At 70.7% G+C, this 18774-nt stretch carries 11 protein-coding genes and 1 pseudogene; 10 read left to right on the top strand and 2 right to left on the bottom strand.

Features of this window, described 5'->3' with window-relative positions:
- Together A5702_RS22315 and A5702_RS22320 are read left to right on the top strand one after the other, a co-directional pair.
- Positions 1-1092, top strand: a pseudogene (locus A5702_RS22315) (translational GTPase TypA); the annotation flags it as partial.
- 45 nt (positions 1093-1137) lie between these two features.
- Positions 1138-3015 (top strand): ABC transporter family substrate-binding protein, encoded by a 1878-nt coding sequence (locus A5702_RS22320; RefSeq protein ID WP_197506660.1) that lies wholly within the window; start codon positions 1138-1140, stop codon positions 3013-3015.
- An 18-nt stretch (positions 3016-3033) separates the two neighbouring features.
- Here the strand turns inward: A5702_RS22320 and A5702_RS22325 are convergent, their stop codons facing one another.
- Entirely contained in the window at positions 3034-3648 is a 615-nt protein-coding gene (locus A5702_RS22325; protein ID WP_068223837.1) for a TetR/AcrR family transcriptional regulator, read from the bottom strand.
- A 56-nt stretch (positions 3649-3704) separates the two neighbouring features.
- On the opposite strand from A5702_RS22325, the gene mshB reads away from it, so the two are divergent.
- From mshB to A5702_RS22345, 4 genes are all read left to right on the top strand, one after another.
- Positions 3705-4619, top strand: coding sequence for an N-acetyl-1-D-myo-inositol-2-amino-2-deoxy-alpha-D-glucopyranoside deacetylase (gene mshB, locus A5702_RS22330; protein ID WP_068223838.1), 915 nt, complete (start codon positions 3705-3707; stop codon positions 4617-4619).
- 93 nt (positions 4620-4712) lie between these two features.
- The gene (locus A5702_RS22335; RefSeq protein WP_068223842.1) at positions 4713-5174 is read left to right on the top strand and encodes a hypothetical protein; all 462 of its coding nucleotides are present in this window, start codon (positions 4713-4715) and stop codon (positions 5172-5174) included.
- Between the two features lie 94 nt (positions 5175-5268).
- A complete protein-coding gene (locus tag A5702_RS22340; RefSeq protein ID WP_082956160.1) occupies positions 5269-7887 on the top strand; it encodes a bifunctional FO biosynthesis protein CofGH in 2619 nt (872 codons plus the stop codon).
- 40 nt (positions 7888-7927) lie between these two features.
- Positions 7928-8692, top strand: a complete 765-nt coding sequence (locus A5702_RS22345) for a maleylpyruvate isomerase N-terminal domain-containing protein (RefSeq protein WP_055398822.1) — start codon at positions 7928-7930, stop codon at positions 8690-8692.
- A 1-nt stretch (position 8693) separates the two neighbouring features.
- Here the strand turns inward: A5702_RS22345 and A5702_RS22350 are convergent, their stop codons facing one another.
- Positions 8694-9026, bottom strand: a complete 333-nt coding sequence (locus A5702_RS22350) for a hemophore-related protein (RefSeq protein WP_055398820.1) — start codon at positions 9024-9026, stop codon at positions 8694-8696.
- Between the two features lie 372 nt (positions 9027-9398).
- Here A5702_RS22350 and fdxA point away from each other — a divergent pair, with 372 nt between their 5' ends.
- The 4 genes from fdxA to A5702_RS22370 form a co-directional block, all read left to right on the top strand.
- Positions 9399-9725: a ferredoxin gene (gene fdxA, locus A5702_RS22355; RefSeq protein ID WP_055398945.1), complete on the top strand. Its 327-nt coding sequence runs from the start codon at positions 9399-9401 to the stop codon at positions 9723-9725.
- An 11-nt stretch (positions 9726-9736) separates the two neighbouring features.
- Positions 9737-10864 (top strand): succinyldiaminopimelate transaminase, encoded by a 1128-nt coding sequence (gene dapC / locus A5702_RS22360; protein ID WP_156349386.1) that lies wholly within the window; start codon positions 9737-9739, stop codon positions 10862-10864.
- 77 nt (positions 10865-10941) lie between these two features.
- Complete coding sequence (locus tag A5702_RS22365; protein ID WP_068223849.1) at positions 10942-13305, top strand: APC family permease; 2364 nt, start codon at positions 10942-10944, stop codon at positions 13303-13305.
- Between the two features lie 279 nt (positions 13306-13584).
- A partial coding sequence (locus A5702_RS22370; protein WP_156669716.1) for a type I polyketide synthase occupies positions 13585-18774 on the top strand: 5190 nt, incomplete at its 3' end.

The following is an 18774-nucleotide window of genomic DNA, read 5'->3' on the forward strand; positions in this document are numbered from 1 at the left end:
ATCACCAGCGCCAAGATCACCGAGCTGCTCGCGACCGAAGGCGTCGAGCGCAGCCCCACCGACGAGGCGATCGCCGGTGACATCGTGGCGGTGGCCGGGCTGCCCGAGATCATGATCGGGGACACCCTGGCCGACCCCGACCACGCCCACGCCCTGCCGCGCATCACGGTCGACGAGCCGGCGATCTCGGTGACCATCGGCACCAACACGTCGCCGCTGGCGGGCAAGGTGTCCGGTCACAAGCTGACCGCGCGCATGGTCCGCAACCGCCTGGACACCGAGCTGGTCGGCAACGTGTCGATCCGGGTGGTCGACATCGGCCGGCCCGATGCGTGGGAGGTGCAGGGCCGCGGTGAGCTCGCGCTGGCGGTGCTGGTCGAACAGATGCGCCGGGAGGGCTTCGAGCTGACCGTCGGCAAGCCGCAGGTGGTGACCCGCACGATCGACGGTCAGCTGCACGAGCCGTTCGAGGCGATGACGATCGACTGCCCCGAGGAGTTCGTCGGCGCGATCACCCAGCTGATGGCCGCGCGCAAGGGCCGCATGGAGGAGATGACCAACCACGCGGCGGGCTGGGTCCGGATGGACTTCATCGTGCCCAGCCGCGGCCTGATCGGTTTCCGCACCGACTTCCTCACCATCACGCGCGGCACCGGGATCGCCAACGCGGTGTTCGACGGCTACCGGCCGTGGGCGGGGGAGATCCGCGCCCGCCACACCGGGTCGCTGGTCTCCGACCGATCCGGGGTCATCACGCCGTTCGCGCTGATTCAGCTCGCCGACCGCGGCCAGTTCTTCGTCGAACCGGGCCAGGACACCTACGAGGGCATGGTCGTCGGGATCAACCCGCGCGCCGAGGATCTCGACATCAACGTCACCCGGGAGAAGAAGCTCACCAACATGCGGTCCTCGACCGCGGACGTGATCGAGACCCTGGCCAAGCCGCTCGAACTCGACCTGGAACAGGCCATGGAGTTCTGCGCCCAGGACGAGTGCGTGGAGGTGACCCCGGAGATCGTCCGGGTGCGCAAGGTGGAGCTGGACGCCACATCCCGGGCCCGCAGCCGCTCGCGGGCCAAGGCCCGGGGTTAATCGCGCGTGCTTGGGCGGGCTGCTGGGCAGCTGCTCGATACCCTGATCGGCATGCCGAGCCGCGTCCGCCGACTATTCGTGACGGTCGGCGTGCTCGTCTCGCTCACCGGGCTGGCGCTCGCGGCGTGCACGGTGAACCCCCCGCCGGCGCCGCAGAGCACCGACACGCCGCACAACTCGCCACCACCTCCGCCGCGGCCCACCCAGATCATCATGGGCATCGACTCGATCGGCGCCGGCTTCAACCCGCACCTGCTGTCCGACCTGTCCCCGGTGAACGCGGCGATCAGCGCGCTGGTCCTGCCGAGCGCGTTCCGCCCGGTGCCCGATCCCGCCACGCCGACGGGCTCGCGCTGGGAGATGGACCCCACCCTGCTGGAGTCCGCCGACGTCACCAACCAGAACCCGTTCACGGTGACCTACAAGATCCGGCCGGAGGCGCAGTGGACGGACAACGCCCCGATCGCGGCCGACGACTTCTGGTACCTGTGGCACCAGATGGTCAGCCAGCCCGGCGTCGTCGACCCAGCCGGCTACGACCTCATCACCGGCGTGCAGTCGCTCGAGGGCGGCAAGCAGGCGGTGGTCACCTTCGCCCAGCCGTACCCCTCGTGGAAGGAGCTGTTCTCCAACCTCCTTCCGGCGCACATCGTCAAGGACGTGCCGGGCGGTTTCGCGGCCGGGCTGGCCCGGGCGCTTCCGGTAACCGGCGGCCAGTTCCGGGTCGAGAGCATCGATCCGCAGCGCGACGAGATCCTGGTGGCCCGCAACGACCGCTACTGGGGCCCACCGGCCAAGCCCGCGCTGATCCTCTTCCGGCGGGCCGGGGCGCCGGCCGCGCTGGCCGATTCGGTGCGCAACGGCGACACCCAGGTGGCCCAGGTGCATGGCGGTTCCGCGGCGTTCGCGCAGCTGTCCGCCATCCCCGACGTGCGGACGGCCCGGATCGTGACGCCGCGGGTGATGCAGCTGACGCTGCGCGCCAACGAGCCCAAGCTGTCCGACGCGCAGGTGCGCAAGGCGATCCTCGGGCTGCTGGACGTCGACCTGCTCGCGGCGGTGGGCGCGGGCAGCGACAACACCGTCACGCTGGACCAGGCCCAGATCCGGGCGCCCAGCGACCCGGGCTACGAGCCGACCGCGCCCCCCGCGATGACGACGCCGGCGGCGCTGGCCCTGCTGGAGGGCTCCGGCTACAAGGTCGAGGGCAACGCGTCGGGCTCGCCGGCGCCCACCCCGACGAACACCGGGGGACCGCCCGAAATCATCCGCGGCCGGATCAGCAAGGACGGCCAACAACTCTCGCTGGTCATCGGCGTGGCCGCGAACGACCCGACGTCGGTCGCGGTGGCCAACACCGCCGCCGACCAATTGCGCAACGTCGGCATCGCGGCCAGCGTGCTGGCGCTGGACCCGGTCACGCTGTATCGCGACGCGCTGAACAACAACCAGGTGGACGCGATCGTCGGCTGGCATCAGGCGGGTGGGAACCTGGCCACGCGGCTGGCCTCGCGGTACGGCTGCCCGGCGCTGGAGTCCACGCAGGTGCCGACGCCCCCGGGGGCGCCCACCTCGGCGGCCCCGACGACCGGTCGGCCGGGCACCCCCGCCACCACGCCGTCGACCCAGCCCAGCCGGCCGGCGGACCCCAACGCGCTGGTGCAGGCGCCGTCCAACCTCACCGGCATCTGCGATCGCAGCGTCCAGTCGAACATCGATGCCGCGCTCAACGGGACGAAGAACATCAACGACGTGATCACCGCGGTCGAGCCGCGACTGTGGAACATGTCCACCGTGTTGCCGATCCTGCAGGACACCACGATCGTCGCCGCCGGCCCCAGCGTGCAGAACGTGGGCCTGTCGGGTGCGGTGCCGGTCGGCATCGTCGGCGACGCCGGCCAATGGATCAAGACCGGGCCCTGACCCGGCCCCGGCGGCTCGCTAGTCCAGGACCGCCCGCGCCGCCCGCGGCGGCATCACGGCATCCACGATGAGCGCCAGCTCCCGCCGGTTGGGTGGCGACCCGGTCAGCAGGAAGTGCTGATTGATCAACGCCGGGCCGATGCGCGCGGTCAGCGGGGTGATCATGTCCGGGTCGAGGTCACCCTCCGCGACCGCGGCCTGCAGGATCGATTCGACGATCCGCAGCCGCGGCGCCACCACCGCGTCGGCGAAGATCGCGCGCATCTCGGGCTCGTGCAGCAGCTGGTTGACGGTGGCCATGCCGGGGAAGGCGGTCTTGCCGGCGCAGACGTCGCGGTGGGCGGTGAACACCGTCAGCAGGTTTTCCCGGGCCGAGCGGCCGGGCCGCGCCTCGGGCAACGGCGGCAGGGTGTGCACCAACGCAGCGTGCACCAGCTCGCACTTGGTGGCCCACCGCCGGTACAGGGCCGCCTTACCGGTGTGGGCCCGCGCCGCGATTCCCTCCATCGTCAGCCCGCCGTACCCGACCTCCGCCAGCTCGGCCAGCGTGGCCTCGTAGAGCGCCCGTTCGAGGACCTCGCCCCGTCGGCGGCTCCGGCCGCCGGCCGGGGCGGTCTGGGTGAGCTGCGGCATTCCTCGATAGTAGCCGCATGCGTTCCTATCGCTGCTGCTGCGGGTAGGGTGCCGTCATGCCCGACACTCCGCGGCTGCTGTTCGTCCACGCGCACCCCGACGACGAGAGCCTCAGCAACGGGGCGACCATCGCCCACTACACGGCCCGCGGGGCCGACGTGCGCGTCATCACCTGCACGCTCGGCGAGGAGGGCGAGGTCATCGGGGACCGCTGGGCCGAGCTGGCCGTCGACCGCGCGGATCAGTTGGGGGGCTACCGCATCGGCGAGCTCACCGCGGCGCTGCACGCGCTGGGCGTCGACGCGCCCCACTACCTGGGGGGCGCCGGGCGCTGGCGCGACTCGGGCATGCGGGGCACGCCCCCGCGGCGGCGCCAGCGCTTCATCGACGCCGACGAGCGGGAAACCGTCGGCGCGCTGGTCGCGGTCATTCGCGAGCAGCGCCCGCACGTGGTCGTGACCTACGACCCGGGCGGCGGTTACGGCCACCCCGATCACGTCCACGCCCACACGGTCACGACGGCCGCCGTGGCCGCTGCCGGTTTTAAGGCCGGCTCCGGCGACTTTCCGGGCGAGCCATGGACGGTGCCGAAGTTCTACTGGACCGTGGTGGCCGAGAGCGCCTTCGAGGCCGCGTGGGAGACGCTGGACGACAACGATCTGCTGCCGCACTGGGCGATTCCGCCGCGCGACGAGTTCGACTTCGGCTATTCGGACGACAAGATCGACGCCGTCGTCGAGGCGGGTCCGCTGGCGTGGGAGGCGAAGCGGGCGGCACTGGCCGCGCACGCCACCCAGGTGGTCATCGGCCCGACCGGCCGGACCTGTGCGCTGTCGAACAACATGGCGCTGCCGATCGTGGCGGAGGAGCACTATGTGCTGGCCGCCGGCGCGGCGGGCGAGCGCGACGAGCGCGGCTGGGAAACAGATCTGCTTGCCGGGCTTGATTTCAGCGCGGTCGACACGCGGTAGGCTTTTCGATCAGGCAGCCACGGAAGGACTTCGCATGGACCCCGACCTGGACCCTAATCAGCAGCATTGGCAGGACCGGCTCGACAGCCTGCAGTGGGTTATCGGCTCGATACTCTCCAACCTCGACAGCGTCCCGACCTGACCGAAACGAAGACGCGCGCCGCATCCACCGAAGACGCCGGCGCGACAGACCCCGCGATACGTTTCGTTGTCCTGGCGCTGCTCGCCGTCGACGGGGTCCTCTCCGCACTTGCCGGGGCCCTGCTGCTGCCGTCCTATATCGGGGCCGTCCCGTTTCCCATCAGCGGCCTGATTTCCGGCTTGGTCAACGCCGCGCTGGTGTGGGCCGCCGGGCGGTGGACCACGTCGTCGCGGCTGGCCGCGCTGCCGTTGTGGACGTGGCTGCTCACGGTGGCCGTGATCAGCATGGGCGGCCCGGCCGACGACGTCATCCTGGGCGGCCGCGGCCTGCTGGCCTACGGGGCCCTGCTGCTGATCGTGTTCGGTGTGGCGCCGCCGTTCTGGGTGCTGTGGCGGCGGGGTCGCGGGGCCTGAGGTTCGCGCGGGCCGGGATGTCCCGGGTTGCGGCCCTGACGCTACTGTTTACTGTTGCGCAGACGGGGCCCGCACGGGTCGGAGAAAATTTCACATGTTGGGACACGCGGATGAAATTCGATCGTGGGGAAGTTACACGAAGGTGCCGCTGACTCCGGGCGAGGAGCCTACCGCTCTTCCTAATCCTGTGGTTCCGCCTAAGACCAGCGCCTCGGCGCTGCGGCGGGTGTTGCGCCGCGCCCGAGACGGCGTCGCGCTCAACGTCGATGAGGCTGCCGTAGCGATGACCGCGCGGGGTGAAGACCTCGCGGCTTTGTGCGCGAGCGCGGCGCGGGTGCGCGACGCGGGCCTGACGTCGGCCGGCCGGCGCGGCCCCGGTGGCGGGCTGCCGATCACCTATTCGCGCAAGGTGTTCATCCCGGTCACCCATTTGTGCCGCGACACGTGTCATTACTGCACGTTCGTCACCGTGCCGGGCAAGCTGCGCGCGCAGGGGGCGGGGATGTATCTCGAGCCCGACGAAATCCTCGACATCGCCCGTCGCGGGGCCGAACTTGGTTGCAAGGAAGCGCTTTTCACCCTTGGCGACCGCCCCGAGGACCGGTGGCCGGAGGCGCAGCAGTGGCTCGGCGAGCGCGGATATGACTCCACGCTGTCCTACGTGCGGGCCATGGCGATCCGGGTGCTCGAAGAGACCGGGCTGCTGCCGCACCTGAACCCCGGCGTGATGAGCTGGTCGGAGATGGCGCGGCTCAAGCCGGTGGCGCCGTCGATGGGCATGATGCTCGAGACCACGTCGCGTCGGTTGTTCGAAACGAAAGGGCTTGCGCACTACGGCAGTCCGGACAAGGATCCGGCGGTCCGGCTGCGCACGCTCACCGACGCCGGCCGGTTGTCCATTCCGTTCACGACCGGTCTGCTGGTCGGAATCGGCGAGACGCTGACCGACCGGGCCGAGACCTTGCACGCAATTCGCAAGTCCCACAAAGAGTTCGGCCACGTCCAGGAAGTGATCGTGCAGAACTTCCGGGCCAAGGAGCACACCGCGATGGCCGCCGTCCCGGACGCGGGAATCGACGACTACCTGGCGACGGTGGCGGTCGCGCGGTTGGTGCTCGGTCCCGGCATGCGCATCCAGGCGCCGCCGAACCTGGTGTCCCGCGACGAGTGCCTGGCCCTGGTCGGCGCCGGGGTCGACGACTGGGGCGGGGTGTCGCCGCTGACGCCCGACCACGTGAACCCCGAGCGGCCGTGGCCCGCGCTCGACGAGCTGGCCGACGTCACCGCCGAGGCGGGATACGAACTGGTGCAGCGGCTGACCGCCCAGCCGAGATACGTGCAGGCGGGCGCGGCGTGGATCGACCCGCGGGTGCGCGGCCACGTCATGGCGCTGGCCGATCCGGCTACCGGGCTGGCCCGCGACGTCAACCCGGTGGGGCTGCCGTGGCAGGAGCCCGACGACGTCGCGTCCGCCGGGCGGACCGACCTGAACGCGGCGATCGACACCGAGGGCCGCGCGACCGAAGCCCGCAGCGACCTGGACAGCGCGTTCGGCGACTGGGAATCGATCCGCGCCCACGTCCACGAGTTGGCCGCACGGACCCCCGAGCGCATCGATACCGACGTGCTCGCCGCGCTGCGGGCGGCCGAGCGCAATCCCGCCGGCTGCACCGACGGCGAATACCTGGCGCTGGCCACCGCCGACGGGCCCGCGTTGGAAGCCGTTGCCGCGCTGGCGGATTCGCTGCGCCGCGACACCGTCGGTGACGATGTGACGTTCGTGGTGAACCGCAACATCAACTTCACCAACATCTGCTACACGGGTTGCCGGTTCTGCGCGTTCGCGCAGCGCAAGGGTGACGCCGACGCGTATTCGCTGTCGACGCAAGAGGTGGCCGACCGCGCGTGGGAGGCGCACGTCGAGGGCGCCACCGAGGTGTGCATGCAGGGCGGGATCGACCCCGAGTTGCCGGTCACCGGCTACGCCGATCTGGTCCGCGCCGTCAAGGCGCGGGTGCCGTCCATGCACGTGCACGCGTTCTCGCCCATGGAGATCGCCAACGGCGTGACCAAGAGCGGGCTGAGCGTGCGCGAGTGGCTGATCAGCCTGCGCGAGGCCGGACTGGACACCATCCCCGGCACCGCTGCCGAGATCCTGGACGACGAGGTGCGCTGGGTGCTCACCAAGGGCAAGCTGCCGACGTCGGAATGGATCGACATCGTCACCACCGCGCACGAGGTGGGCCTGCGCTCGTCGTCGACGATGATGTACGGCCACGTGGACAGCCCGCGGCACTGGGTCGCCCACCTCAACGTGCTGCGCGGGATCCAGGATCGCACCGGCGGGTTCACCGAGTTCGTGCCGCTGCCGTTCGTGCACCAGAGCTCGCCGCTGTATCTGGCCGGCGCCGCCCGGCCCGGTCCCACCCACCGCGACAACCGGGCCGTGCACGCGCTGGCGCGAATCATGTTGCACGGCCGGATATCCCAAATTCAGACCAGCTGGGTGAAGCTGGGCGTCGAGCGCACCCAGGTGATGCTCAACGGCGGCGCCAACGATCTGGGCGGCACGCTGATGGAGGAGACCATCTCGCGGATGGCCGGCTCGGAGCACGGGTCGGCAAAGACCGTCGAAGAGCTGACGGCCATCGCCGAAGGGATCGGGCGCCCGGCGCGTCAGCGCACCACGACGTACGCCCCGCGGGCGGCGTAGCGGCGCTTGCGTGTCACCGGCGGCGGGTATAACCGACGCCGTGAAGCAAGACATCGATGAGGACCGGTTCCCGGAGTGGCGGCCGTTCGTCGACGCGGTGCAGCGGCGGCGGCCCGACGCCGGAACCTGGTGTGAGGCATGGACGGTGCGCGACATCGTCATCCATCAGGCGGGCAACGCCGAGGAGCTCGCCCGGGTGCTGGGCGCGCACTTGGCCGGTGAAACCGTCGGCACGCGCTCCTTCGAGGAGCGCGAGGGACCGCTGCGCGCCCTGACCGACGCCCAGTTGTGGGACGCCCTGCTCGACCGGATGGCCACCCTGAGCGCCGTCTCGGCGGAGGCCGACGCCGTGCCGCAGGACACCGACGTGGCCTGGACGGGCCGCACCATGAAGGTGCCCTGGTTCGCCGAGCACATGCGCGAGGAGCTGGTGCTGCACGGCTGGGACATCACCGGTGATGATGCCGCCGCCCAGGCGCGGCTGGCCGAGCCCTGGATGACCACCCACAGCGTCCTGGCGGTCGGCAAGCCGCTGCTGGTCAAGGGCGCCAAGCGGCTACGGCCGGACGAACGCGTCGAGGCGCGGCTGCGGACCCCCGGCACCGACGACGTGTTGATCAGCGCCGAGGCGGACCGGACCGCCATCGAACTCAGGCAACCCGAGGGACCCGCCACGCTGGAAACCGATCCGGCCGCGCGCGTGCTGCTGCTCTGGGGGCGTAAGCCCGCGGACCCGTCGCGCATCTGCAGCCGCGTCGGACCGGAAACCCTGGGCCGCGTCCGCGGCCTGCTCAGCGGTTACTGACTCAGAAGTTGTTACAGGTGACGGCGACCTGGTTGATGTCGTCGTAGTACTTCATCGCCGACGGCATCGCCTGGATCTGCTGGGCCATCTGCTGGCGCTTCGGCGGCGGCGCGGCCAGGAAGTTGCGGATGTAGGACTGCGCGATCGGCGAGTTGTTCAGCTGCGCGGCGGCCGCCGGGTCGGTGGCGTTGAGCGCCGCGATCACCTGCCCGTAGTTGCACGTGGTGTTGATGATCGCGTCCGACGGGTCCGCGGATGCGATCCCGGCGCCGGCGGTCAACGCCACTGCAGCGCTACCCACCGCAACGGTCAATTTGGTCAACGACAGCCTCATGTGTGGACACCTTCCCCGTTAATGCACCGCTTTTAAAGGCGACGACATCTGCCCAGCGGTTGCCGTCTTCCGGTCGAGGCTACCAGGCGCCACGACCGTGCTTCCATCTCAACGAATATCGCCGAACCCGGCTGGACTGCGACTATGCGCAGGTCGGCGGCCCGGGGGCGGTGTTCGCCCTTGGCGAAACGGGCCCCGGTCGCGGCTTGCGAGACTGGTGGTCTTAAATCGTCGATTCAACGGGCGTGCCAAGTGGTTGACGTGTATGTGCAACGTCTAGTATCAGTAACCGAAAGCTTTGTCTGGAGCGGCCGGAAGCACCGGGCGCGAGCCGAAGAGCAGCCCACACCGCAGTACATGGAGGAGACGTCTGTGACCTACACGATCGCCGAGCCCTGTGTCGACATCAAAGACAAGGCATGCATCGAGGAGTGCCCCGTCGACTGCATCTACGAGGGCGCGCGGATGCTGTACATCCACCCCGACGAGTGTGTCGACTGCGGTGCGTGCGAGCCCGTCTGCCCCGTCGAAGCGATCTACTACGAAGACGACGTGCCCGAGCAGTGGAGCCAGTACACGCAGATCAACGCCGACTTCTTCACCGAGCTGGGGTCGCCGGGCGGCGCCGCCAAGGTCGGCATGACCGAGAACGACCCGCAGGTGGTCAAGGACCTGCCGCCGCAGGGCGAGGGCGACTGAGCGGGCCGGTGCTGGATAAGCCCGGGGCGCGGCCGCGAGCCACCCGCGGGCGGGTCTCGGCGGCCCTGCCGGAATTCCCCTGGGACACACTGGCTGAGGCGAAGGCGCTGGCCGTCGCGCATCCCGACGGCATCGTCGACCTGTCCGTCGGCACCCCGGTGGACCCGGTCGCGCCGGTGATCTCCGACGCGTTGGCGGCCGCAGGTTCCGCGTCCGGCTACCCCGCCACCGCCGGCACCCCGCGACTGCGCGAGGCGGCGGTCGCCGCCCTGGCGCGGCGCTTCGGCATCACGGGGCTGACCGAGGCCGCCGTCCTGCCGGTGATCGGAAGCAAGGAACTCATCGCCTGGCTGCCGAGCCTGCTCGGACTCGGGCCCGCGGACGCGATCGTGGTGCCCGAGCTGGCGTACCCGACCTACGACGTCGGGGCCCGGCTGGCCGGCGCGACGGTGCTGCGCGCGGATTCGCTGACCCAGCTCGGCCCGCAATCGCCGGCCCTGGTCTACCTGAACTCGCCGAGCAACCCCACCGGGCGTGTGCTGGGCGTCGACCACCTGCGCAAGGTGGTCGGCTGGGCGCGCGACCGGGGCAGCATCGTGGCCTCCGACGAGTGCTACCTGGGGCTGGGCTGGGAGGCCCAACCGCTGTCCATCCTGCATCCCTCGGTGTGCGACGGCGACCATGCCGGGCTGCTCGCGATCCACTCGCTGTCGAAGAGCTCGTCGCTGGCCGGCTACCGCGCCGGGTTCGTCGCCGGTGACCCCGATCTGGTGGCCGAGCTGCTGGCGGTGCGCAAACACGCCGGGATGATGGTCCCGACGCCGGTGCAGGCGGCCATGGTGGCCGCCCTCGACGACGACGCCCACGAGCGGGCGCAGCGCGAACGGTACGAGCGGCGGCGGGCCGCGTTGCTGCCGGCCCTGCGCGCCGCCGGATTCGCCGTCGAGGATTCCGAGGCCGGCCTGTACCTGTGGGCCACCCGCGCCGAGCCATGCGCCGACAGCGTCACCTGGCTGGCCGAACGGGGCATCCTGGTGGCGCCCGGCCACTTCTACGGCCCGCGCGGCGCACAGCACGTCCGCGTGGCTCTGACGGCCACCGACGAGCGGATCGCCGCCGCGGTGCACCGGCTCGCCTAGCAAGCCGCCACCGGGACGGCGGCGACCGTGCACAATGCATCGGAGGTGTTCGCCCGCTCGAGTTAAGGACGGTGGTCGTGACCACGTCGGCCGGCAAGCTACGGATCCCGCTTTCGGTCGGGGACATCGCCAAGCGGGTGTTCCTGGGCAAGCCGCTGGTCACCGAGGACATCGCCTCCGAGAAGTTGTCGAATCCGGTTGCCCTGGGCGCGCTTTCGCCGGACGCGGTCTCGTCCGTCGCTTATGGCCCCGAGCAGATCCTGATCGAGTTGCTGCCCCACGCGGGGCTGGCCGCCTTCGTGTTGTTGCTTCCGATCACCGGTGTCATCCTGCTCATCCTGGTGCTGGTGGCCGCCTCGTATCGCCAGGTGGTGATGGCGTACACCCGAGCGGGCGGCTCCTACATCGTCGCCCGCGAGAATTTCGGGCCCCGGGTGGCGCAGATCGCCGCCGCCGCGCTGCTGATCGACTACGTGGTCACCGTCGCGGTGCAGTCGGCGGCCGGGACGGTCGCGGTGGTGTCGGCCGTCCCCTCGCTGGGCCCGTACAGCCTGGAAATCACGGTCGGGGTGGTGCTCGCCATCTGCTACGCGAACCTGCGTGGGCTGAAGGAGGCGGGCCTGCCGTTCGCGCTCGCCACCTACGCCTTCATCGGCATGGTCGGCCTAACCATCGTGGTCGGCGTCGTCCGCGCGGCCCTGGGCAATCTGCCGATCTACGATCCCGCGCACCTGTCCGGAACCGTGCCCGTTCACCAGGGCAACGGCCTGGTGCTGGGGGCCACGATCTTGGTGTTGCTGCGAGCCTTCGCCAACGGGGGCTCGTCCCTGACGGGGGTGGAGGCCATCTCCAACACCGTGGATCACTTCCGAAAGCCTCAGGGCCGCAACGCCCGCCGAGTGCTCACCGCCATGGCCACCATCCTCGGCCTGCTGCTGGCCGGCGTCGCCTATCTGGCCCACGTCACCCACGCCACGCCGTATCTCACCGAGTACCCGTCGGTGCTCTCGCAGATCGGGCGCGCCGTCTTCGGCAACGGCGTGCTCGGCAATGTCTTCTACACCCTGGTCCAGGCCGCGACAGCCGCCATCCTGTTCACCGGCGCGAACACCAGCTTCAACGGATTCCCGGCGCTGGCCAGTTTCGTCGCCGAGGACCGCTTCCTACCGCGCCAACTCACCAAACGCGGGCACCGGCTGGTCTTTTCGAACGGCATCATCACCCTGACCGCGCTGTCGGTGGTGCTGCTCGTGGTGACGGGCGGCTCGGTCAACGCGCTGGTCCCGTTCTACGCGATCGGCGTGTTCACCGGGTTCTCGATGGCCGGCTACGGCATGACCAAACACCATCTGACGCACCGCGAACCGGGATGGCGACGCCGCCTGGCCATCAACCTGTCCGCGGCTATCCTGTCCACGATCGTGGTCGGCATCTTCGCGGTCGCGAAATTCACCGAGGGCGCGTGGCTGGTGGTCGTGGTTTTCCCGCTGCTGGTGTTCATCCTGACCCGGCTCAACCGCGAATACCGCGCCGAGGCCGCCATTCTCGAGATGTTCCGCACCGACCGCCCGGAGCTGGTGAAGTACGCGCGGCACCGGGTGTTCGTGTTCGTCGACTCCGTCGACCTGGCGGTGATCGAAGCGTTGCGCTACGGCAGGGGACTGCGTGCCGACGAGCTGACGGCGGTGCACTTCATGGTGGACCCGGCCCACGCCGCCGTCCTGCGAAAGCGTTGGGACCACTTCGATCTGGACACCCCGCTGCGGGTCGTCGATTGCCCGGACCGGCGGATCATCCGGGCCGCGCAGCTGTTTGTCGCCAAGGCCCGCGACGAACAAGCGCGCACCAACGTGACCGTGCTCCTGCCGCGCCGGACGTTCGGGCGGCTGCTGGGGCGGCTGCTGCACGACCGCACCGCGGACAAGATCTCCAGCGCGGTGAGCCTGATCCCCGACGCGGCGGCGACCATCGTGCCGTACGACGTGGAATCGCGGATCAGGGAGGCCTACCCCGACACCGTCGAGCAACGGATCGCCGGCGAGATCGACAAGCTCGAGGCGTGGGTGTCCAAGGGCGAGGACGAGAAGGTGGACGCCTACGAGCATCCGGAGCGCCCGGCGTCGGTCATTCTGGTGGCCGGCCTGATCTCCGGCCAACGGGCCACCGTCGAGGGCCGGGTCAGCGAGGTCGAGGACGTCAACGACCGGGGGCGCACCCTGCGCGAGGTCGTCGTCGGGGACAACAGCGGGGAATTGACGATCACCTTCCGGCCCGGCCACGGGGGCGCCGACATCCAGCCCGGCCAGGTTTTGCGGGTCAGCGGGAAGGCCCGGCAATCGGGCACCCGGCCCATCACGATGGTGGACCCGACCTATCAGGTGATCGAGGACCCGGCCGACGCTGTCGAATCCGGCGAATCCGGCCATGGCGGTGAGACATAACCTTCGCGAATAAGGTTCCCCGCCAAGTCCTTTCGTCCCCGCGCGCGCGGGCACGCCAGCGCCACCCGAGTTTCGCCCGATCTCGGCCCGAGACCGGTTGTGCGCCCGAAATTTTCCAACCGCGCAGCGCACGGAGTTCGGGTCGCTAAGCTGATACCGCACTTTACGAATCCTGAGCCCGGATGCGTGAGCGGTGGTGCGCCCATGCGCACGGGGGGGCTCTGCCGAGCATTCGTACGGCCGCCGACCGCCCAACAGCGGAGAACAGGGGACCGCACGTTGCCTCTCGCGAACGCCACCCCCGTTGCCTTGATCGGCATGGCCTGCCGGCTTCCCGGCGGCATCGACTCGCCGCAACAGCTGTGGGACGCGTTGTTGCGCGGAGAGGATTTCGTCGGCGAGATTCCCGCCGACCGGTGGGACGCCGACCTGTATTACGACCCCGAGCCCGGAGTGCCGGGCCGGTCGGTGACGCGGTGGGGGGCCTTCCTGGACGACGTCGGCGGCTTCGACTGCGATTTCTTCGGCATGACCGAGCGCGAGGCCACCGCGATCGACCCGCAGCACCGGTTGCTGCTGGAGACGTCCTGGGACGCCATCGAGCACGCGGGCCTCGATCCCGCGGGCCTGGCCCACTCGCAGACGGGGGTCTTCGTCGGACTGACCCACGGCGATTACGAACTGCTCTCCGCCGACTGCGGTGCCGCCGAGGGGCCGTACGGATTCACCGGGACTTCCAACAGCTTCGCCTCGGGGCGGGTCGCCTACACGCTGGGTTTGCACGGCCCGGCGGTCACCGTGGACACCGCGTGCTCGTCGGGGTTGATGGCCGTTCACCAGGCCTGCGGCAGCCTGAACAGCGGGGAAAGCGACGTTGCCCTCGCGGGGGGCGTCGCCGTGACGCTGGAACCGCGCAAGTCCGTGTCGGGCTCGCTGCAGGGCATGCTGTCGCCGACCGGCCGCTGCCACGCCTTCGACGTGGCAGCCGACGGCTTCGTGTCCGGCGAGGGCTGCGTCATGCTGCTGCTCAAGCGGCTCGACGACGCGCAGCGCGACGGCGACCGCATCCTGGCCGTGCTGCGCGGCACCGCCGCGAACCAGGACGGCCGCACCGTGAACATCGCGGCGCCGTCGGAAACCGCCCAGGTGGCCGTCTACCGGAAGGCCCTGGCGGCCGCCGGTGTCGACCCGGCCACCGTTGGCTTCGTCGAGGCGCACGGGACCGGCACGCCGGTCGGCGATCCCATCGAGTACTCGAGCCTGGCCGCCGTGTACGGGACCGAGGGGCCGTGCGCGCTGGGCTCGGTGAAGACGAACTTCGGCCACCTGCAGTCGACGTCGGGACCGCTGGGGCTGATGAAGGCGATCCTCGCGCTGCGGCACGGCATGGTGCCGCGGAACCTGCACTTCACCCGCCTGCCCGACGGGATGGCCGAGATCGAGACCGAACTCTTTGTGCCGCAGGCCAATACGTCCTGGCCCACCGACGGTCACCACCCGCGCCGCGCCGCGGTGTCGTCGTACGGCATATCCGGCACGAACGTGCACGCCGTCTTGGAGGAGGCGCCGCCGCACGGTGCGGGGGGGCCGGCGCCGGTTAGCGCCGCGGCGTTGCTGTTTGCCGTGTCGGCCACGTCGGCGGAACAGTTGCGTGCCACGGCCGCCCGCCTCGCGGCCTGGGTCGACGAGCACGCCGGCACCGTAAGCCTGCGCGACCTCGGCTACACCCTGGCGCGCCGGCGCGCGCACCGGCCGGTGCGGACGGTGGTGTCGGCGAGCGACTTCGGTGAGCTGAGCGCGGCCCTGCGCGACGTCGCCGACGGCGATTTGCCCTACCAGCCCGCCGTCGGGCGGGACGATCGTGGGCCCGTGTGGGTGTTCTCCGGGCAGGGTTCGCAATGGCCGAGGATGGGCGCCGAACTGCTGGCGAGGGAGCCGGTGTTCGCCGCGACGATCGCCACGTTGGAGCCGCTGATCGCGGCGGAATCGGGTTTCTCGGTCACCGAGGCCATGTCGGCGCCGGAGGTGGTCACCGGCATCGACCGCGTGCAGCCGACGATCTTCGCGATGCAGGTCGCCCTGGCCGAGACGATGAAGTCCTACGGGGTGCGTCCCGGCGCCGTGATCGGGCATTCGCTCGGTGAATCCGCCGCGGCGGTCGTCGCCGGCGGCCTGTCGCTCGAAGACGGCGTGCGCGTCATCTGCCGCCGCTCGGCGCTGATGGCGCGCATCGCCGGCAGCGGCGCCATGGCGTCGGTGGAACTGGCCGGCCAACAGGTGCTCTCGGAACTGTCCATCCGCGGCATCACCGACGTGGTCCTGTCCGTGGTCGCCTCGCCCACGTCGACGGTCGTGGGCGGCGACGCGCAGACGATCCGGGATCTGGTCGCGGCCTGGAGCGAGCAGGACGTGCTGGCGCGTGAGGTGGCGGTGGACGTGGCCTCGCACTCGCCGCAGGTGGAACCGATCCTCGACGAACTCCTCGAGGCCCTCGCCGGCCTCGAGCCGAGGGAGCCCGACGTTCCCTACTACTCGGCGACCCTGTGGAACCCCCGCGAACGCCCGTCGTTCACCGCCGACTACTGGGCCGAAAACTTGCGCCACACCGTGCGATTCGCGGCGGCGGTACAGGCCGCCCTCAAGGACGGGTTCCGCGTCTTCGGGGAGCTGGCGCCGCATCCGTTGCTCACCCATGCCGTCGAGCAGAACGCCGGCGCCCTCGACACGCCGATCGCGGCGCTGGCGGCCATGCGCCGGGAGCAAGAGCTGCCGGCCGGATTGCGTGGTTTCGTCGCCGACGTGCACAGCGCCGGCGCCGCGGTCGACTTCTCGGTGCAGTACCCCACCGGCTGCCTGCTGGACGCCCCGCTCCCGGCCTGGACGCACCGCACCCTGATGTTGCGCCGCGAGGCAAAAGAGCAGGCGCACGGCGCGTCGGTCCACGCCGTCCATCCGCTGCTGGGTGCGCACGTCCACCTGCACGAGGAACCCGAGCGCCACGTCTGGCAGTCCGACGTCGGCACCGAGGCGCACCCATGGCTCGGCGACCACCAAATCCACCGCGTGGCAGCGCTTCCCGGTGCCGCCTACTGCGAAATGGCGCTGGCCGCCGCGCGGGCGACCCTCGGCGGCCAGGCCGAGGTCTGCGACATCACGTTCGACCAGACGCTGTTGCTGGACGGGCAGACTCCGGCATCGTCGACCGCCACGGTCACCGCTCCCGGCGTCCTGGAATTCACCGTGGACACCCACGCCGATGGCGAACGCGTTCGCCGGGCGGCCGCGGTCCTGCACGCCCCACCGGTAACCGATGGGGCCGTGCCGCGGCAGCCGCCCGCCCACGACATGGTCACGTTGATCGCCAATCACCCGTCCGGCACCGACGGCGGCGAACTACGAAAGGCGTTCGGCGCCATCGGAATTCAGTACGGCCCAGCCTTCTCGGGCCTGGCCGCGGCGCGCAACTCCGATGCGGGCGCGGGTACCGTGCTTGCCGAGGTGGCGCTACCCGGAGCGATCCGCTCCCAGCAGTCGGGTTACGGCATCCACCCCGCGCTGCTGGACGCGTGCTTCCAGTCGGTCGTCGTTCATCCCGAGGTGCAGAAGGCGAGCGCGGAGGGTCTGCTGCTACCGGTCGGCGTGCGCCGCCTGCGCAGTCATGCCTCGACGCGCAACGCGCAATACTGCCTCGCGCGGGTAACGTCGTCGCGCCCCGGCGAGTGCGAGGCGGACATCGACGTGCTGGACTCCTCCGGCGCCGTGCTGCTGACCGTCGAGGGGCTGCGCCTGGCCGGTGGCGCCGCCGAGGGCGACCGGGCGCGCCGGCTGCTGGGCGAGCGGTTGTTGACCATCGAATGGGAGACCCGCAGGCTTCCCGACCCGTCGCGCGGCGAGCCCGGATCGTGGCTGCTGCTCAGCGCCGGTGAGGTGACCGATCCGCTGACGGCGCAACTCGGCGAGGCGTTGTCCGACGGCGCCCAATGCACCACGGTGGCGCTGCCGCCCGGGTCGGCGAAAACCCCACAGCTGCGCACGCTGCTGTCGAGAAACGGGCCGGCCGCCTCGAACGGGCACGGGCCGCTCAAGGGCCTCACCGGTGTCGTCGTGGTGACCGCGCCCGCCGGCGACGCCGACCCGACCCGGGGCGGCCGCGACTACGTCTCGCACCTGGCGACCATCGCCCGCGAGCTCTCCGAGTTGCCGGGCGAATCACCCCGGCTCTTCGTGGTGACCAGGAACGCCGCGAACGTGACCACCGGCGACGTGGCCAACCTGGAGCAGACCGGGCTGCGCGGGCTGCTGCGGGTGATCGATTCCGAGCACCCGCACCTGAGCGCCACCCAGATCGACGTCGAGGCCGCGACCGATGCCAAACACGTTGCCCTGCAGCTGAAGAGCGGCTCGGAGGAGGACGAGACCGCCTGGCGGCACGGCGAATGGCACACCGCGCGGCTGCGGTCGGCTCCCCTGCGTCCGGCCGACCGCCAGACCACCGTCGTCGACCATGAGCGGGACGGCGTGCGCCTGCAGATCCGCACCCCGGGCGACCTCGAATCGCTGGAGTTCGTCGCGTTCGACCGCGTCCCGCCCGGGCCGGGGGAGATCGAGGTCGCCGTCACCGCGTCCACCATCAACTTCGCCGATGTGCTGCTCGCCTTCGGCCGCTATCCCACCTTCGAGGGCTACCAGCAGCAGTTGGGCGGCGACTTCGCCGGGGTGGTCACCGCCGTCGGGCCGGACGTCACCGGGCCGAAGGTGGGTGATCGGGTCGGCGGCATCTCCCGCAACGGCTGCTGGGGCACGTTCGTCATCGCCGACGCGCGGCACGCGGTCGTCCTGCCGCCCGGCCTGCCGCTGGACGCCGCGGCCGCGGTACCCACCGCCGCGGCGACCGCGTGGTACGGCCTGCACGATCTGGCCCGGGTCGCACCCACCGACAAGGTCCTCATCCACTCCGGCACCGGTGGCGTCGGGCAGGCCGCCATCGCGATCGCCCGCGCCGCCGGTTGCGAGATCTTCGCCACCGCGGGCAGCCCGCAGCGCCGGCAACTGCTGCGCGACATGGGAATTGAACACGTCTACGATTCGCGCAGCACGGAGTTCGCCGAGCAGATCCGCCGGGACACCGACCGTTACGGCGTCGACGTGGTGCTCAACTCGCTGCCCGGCGCCGCACAGCGCGCGGGAATCGAATTGCTGGCCTTCGGCGGCCGGTTCATCGAGCTGGGCAAGCGCGACATCTACGGCGACACCCGCCTTGGGCTTTATCCGTTCCGCCGCAACCTGTCCCTGTTCGCGGTCGACCTGGCGCTGCTGACGGTCACCCATCCCGAGACGGTCCGACGGCTGCTGACCACGGTGTACCAGCGCACGGGCGACGGCGAGTTGCCGCTGCCGCGGACCACCCACTTCCCGATCCACGACGCGGCCGCCGCGGTCCGGCTGGTCGGCGCCGCCGGCCACACCGGC

The sequence above is a fragment of the Mycobacterium sp. E3339 genome (genome assembly GCF_001666915.1).
Classification (GTDB): domain Bacteria; phylum Actinomycetota; class Actinomycetes; order Mycobacteriales; family Mycobacteriaceae; genus Mycobacterium.

Coding starts and splice junctions, on each gene's coding strand:
- A5702_RS22325 (WP_068223837.1), bottom strand. CDS start 3,648: ATGCCGCAGCTCACCCAGACCGCCCCGGCCGGCGGCCGGAGCCGCCGA.
- mshB (WP_068223838.1), top strand. CDS start 3,705: ATGCCCGACACTCCGCGGCTGCTGTTCGTCCACGCGCACCCCGACGAC.
- A5702_RS22340 (WP_082956160.1), top strand. CDS start 5,269: ATGTTGGGACACGCGGATGAAATTCGATCGTGGGGAAGTTACACGAAG.
- A5702_RS22350 (WP_055398820.1), bottom strand. CDS start 9,026: ATGAGGCTGTCGTTGACCAAATTGACCGTTGCGGTGGGTAGCGCTGCA.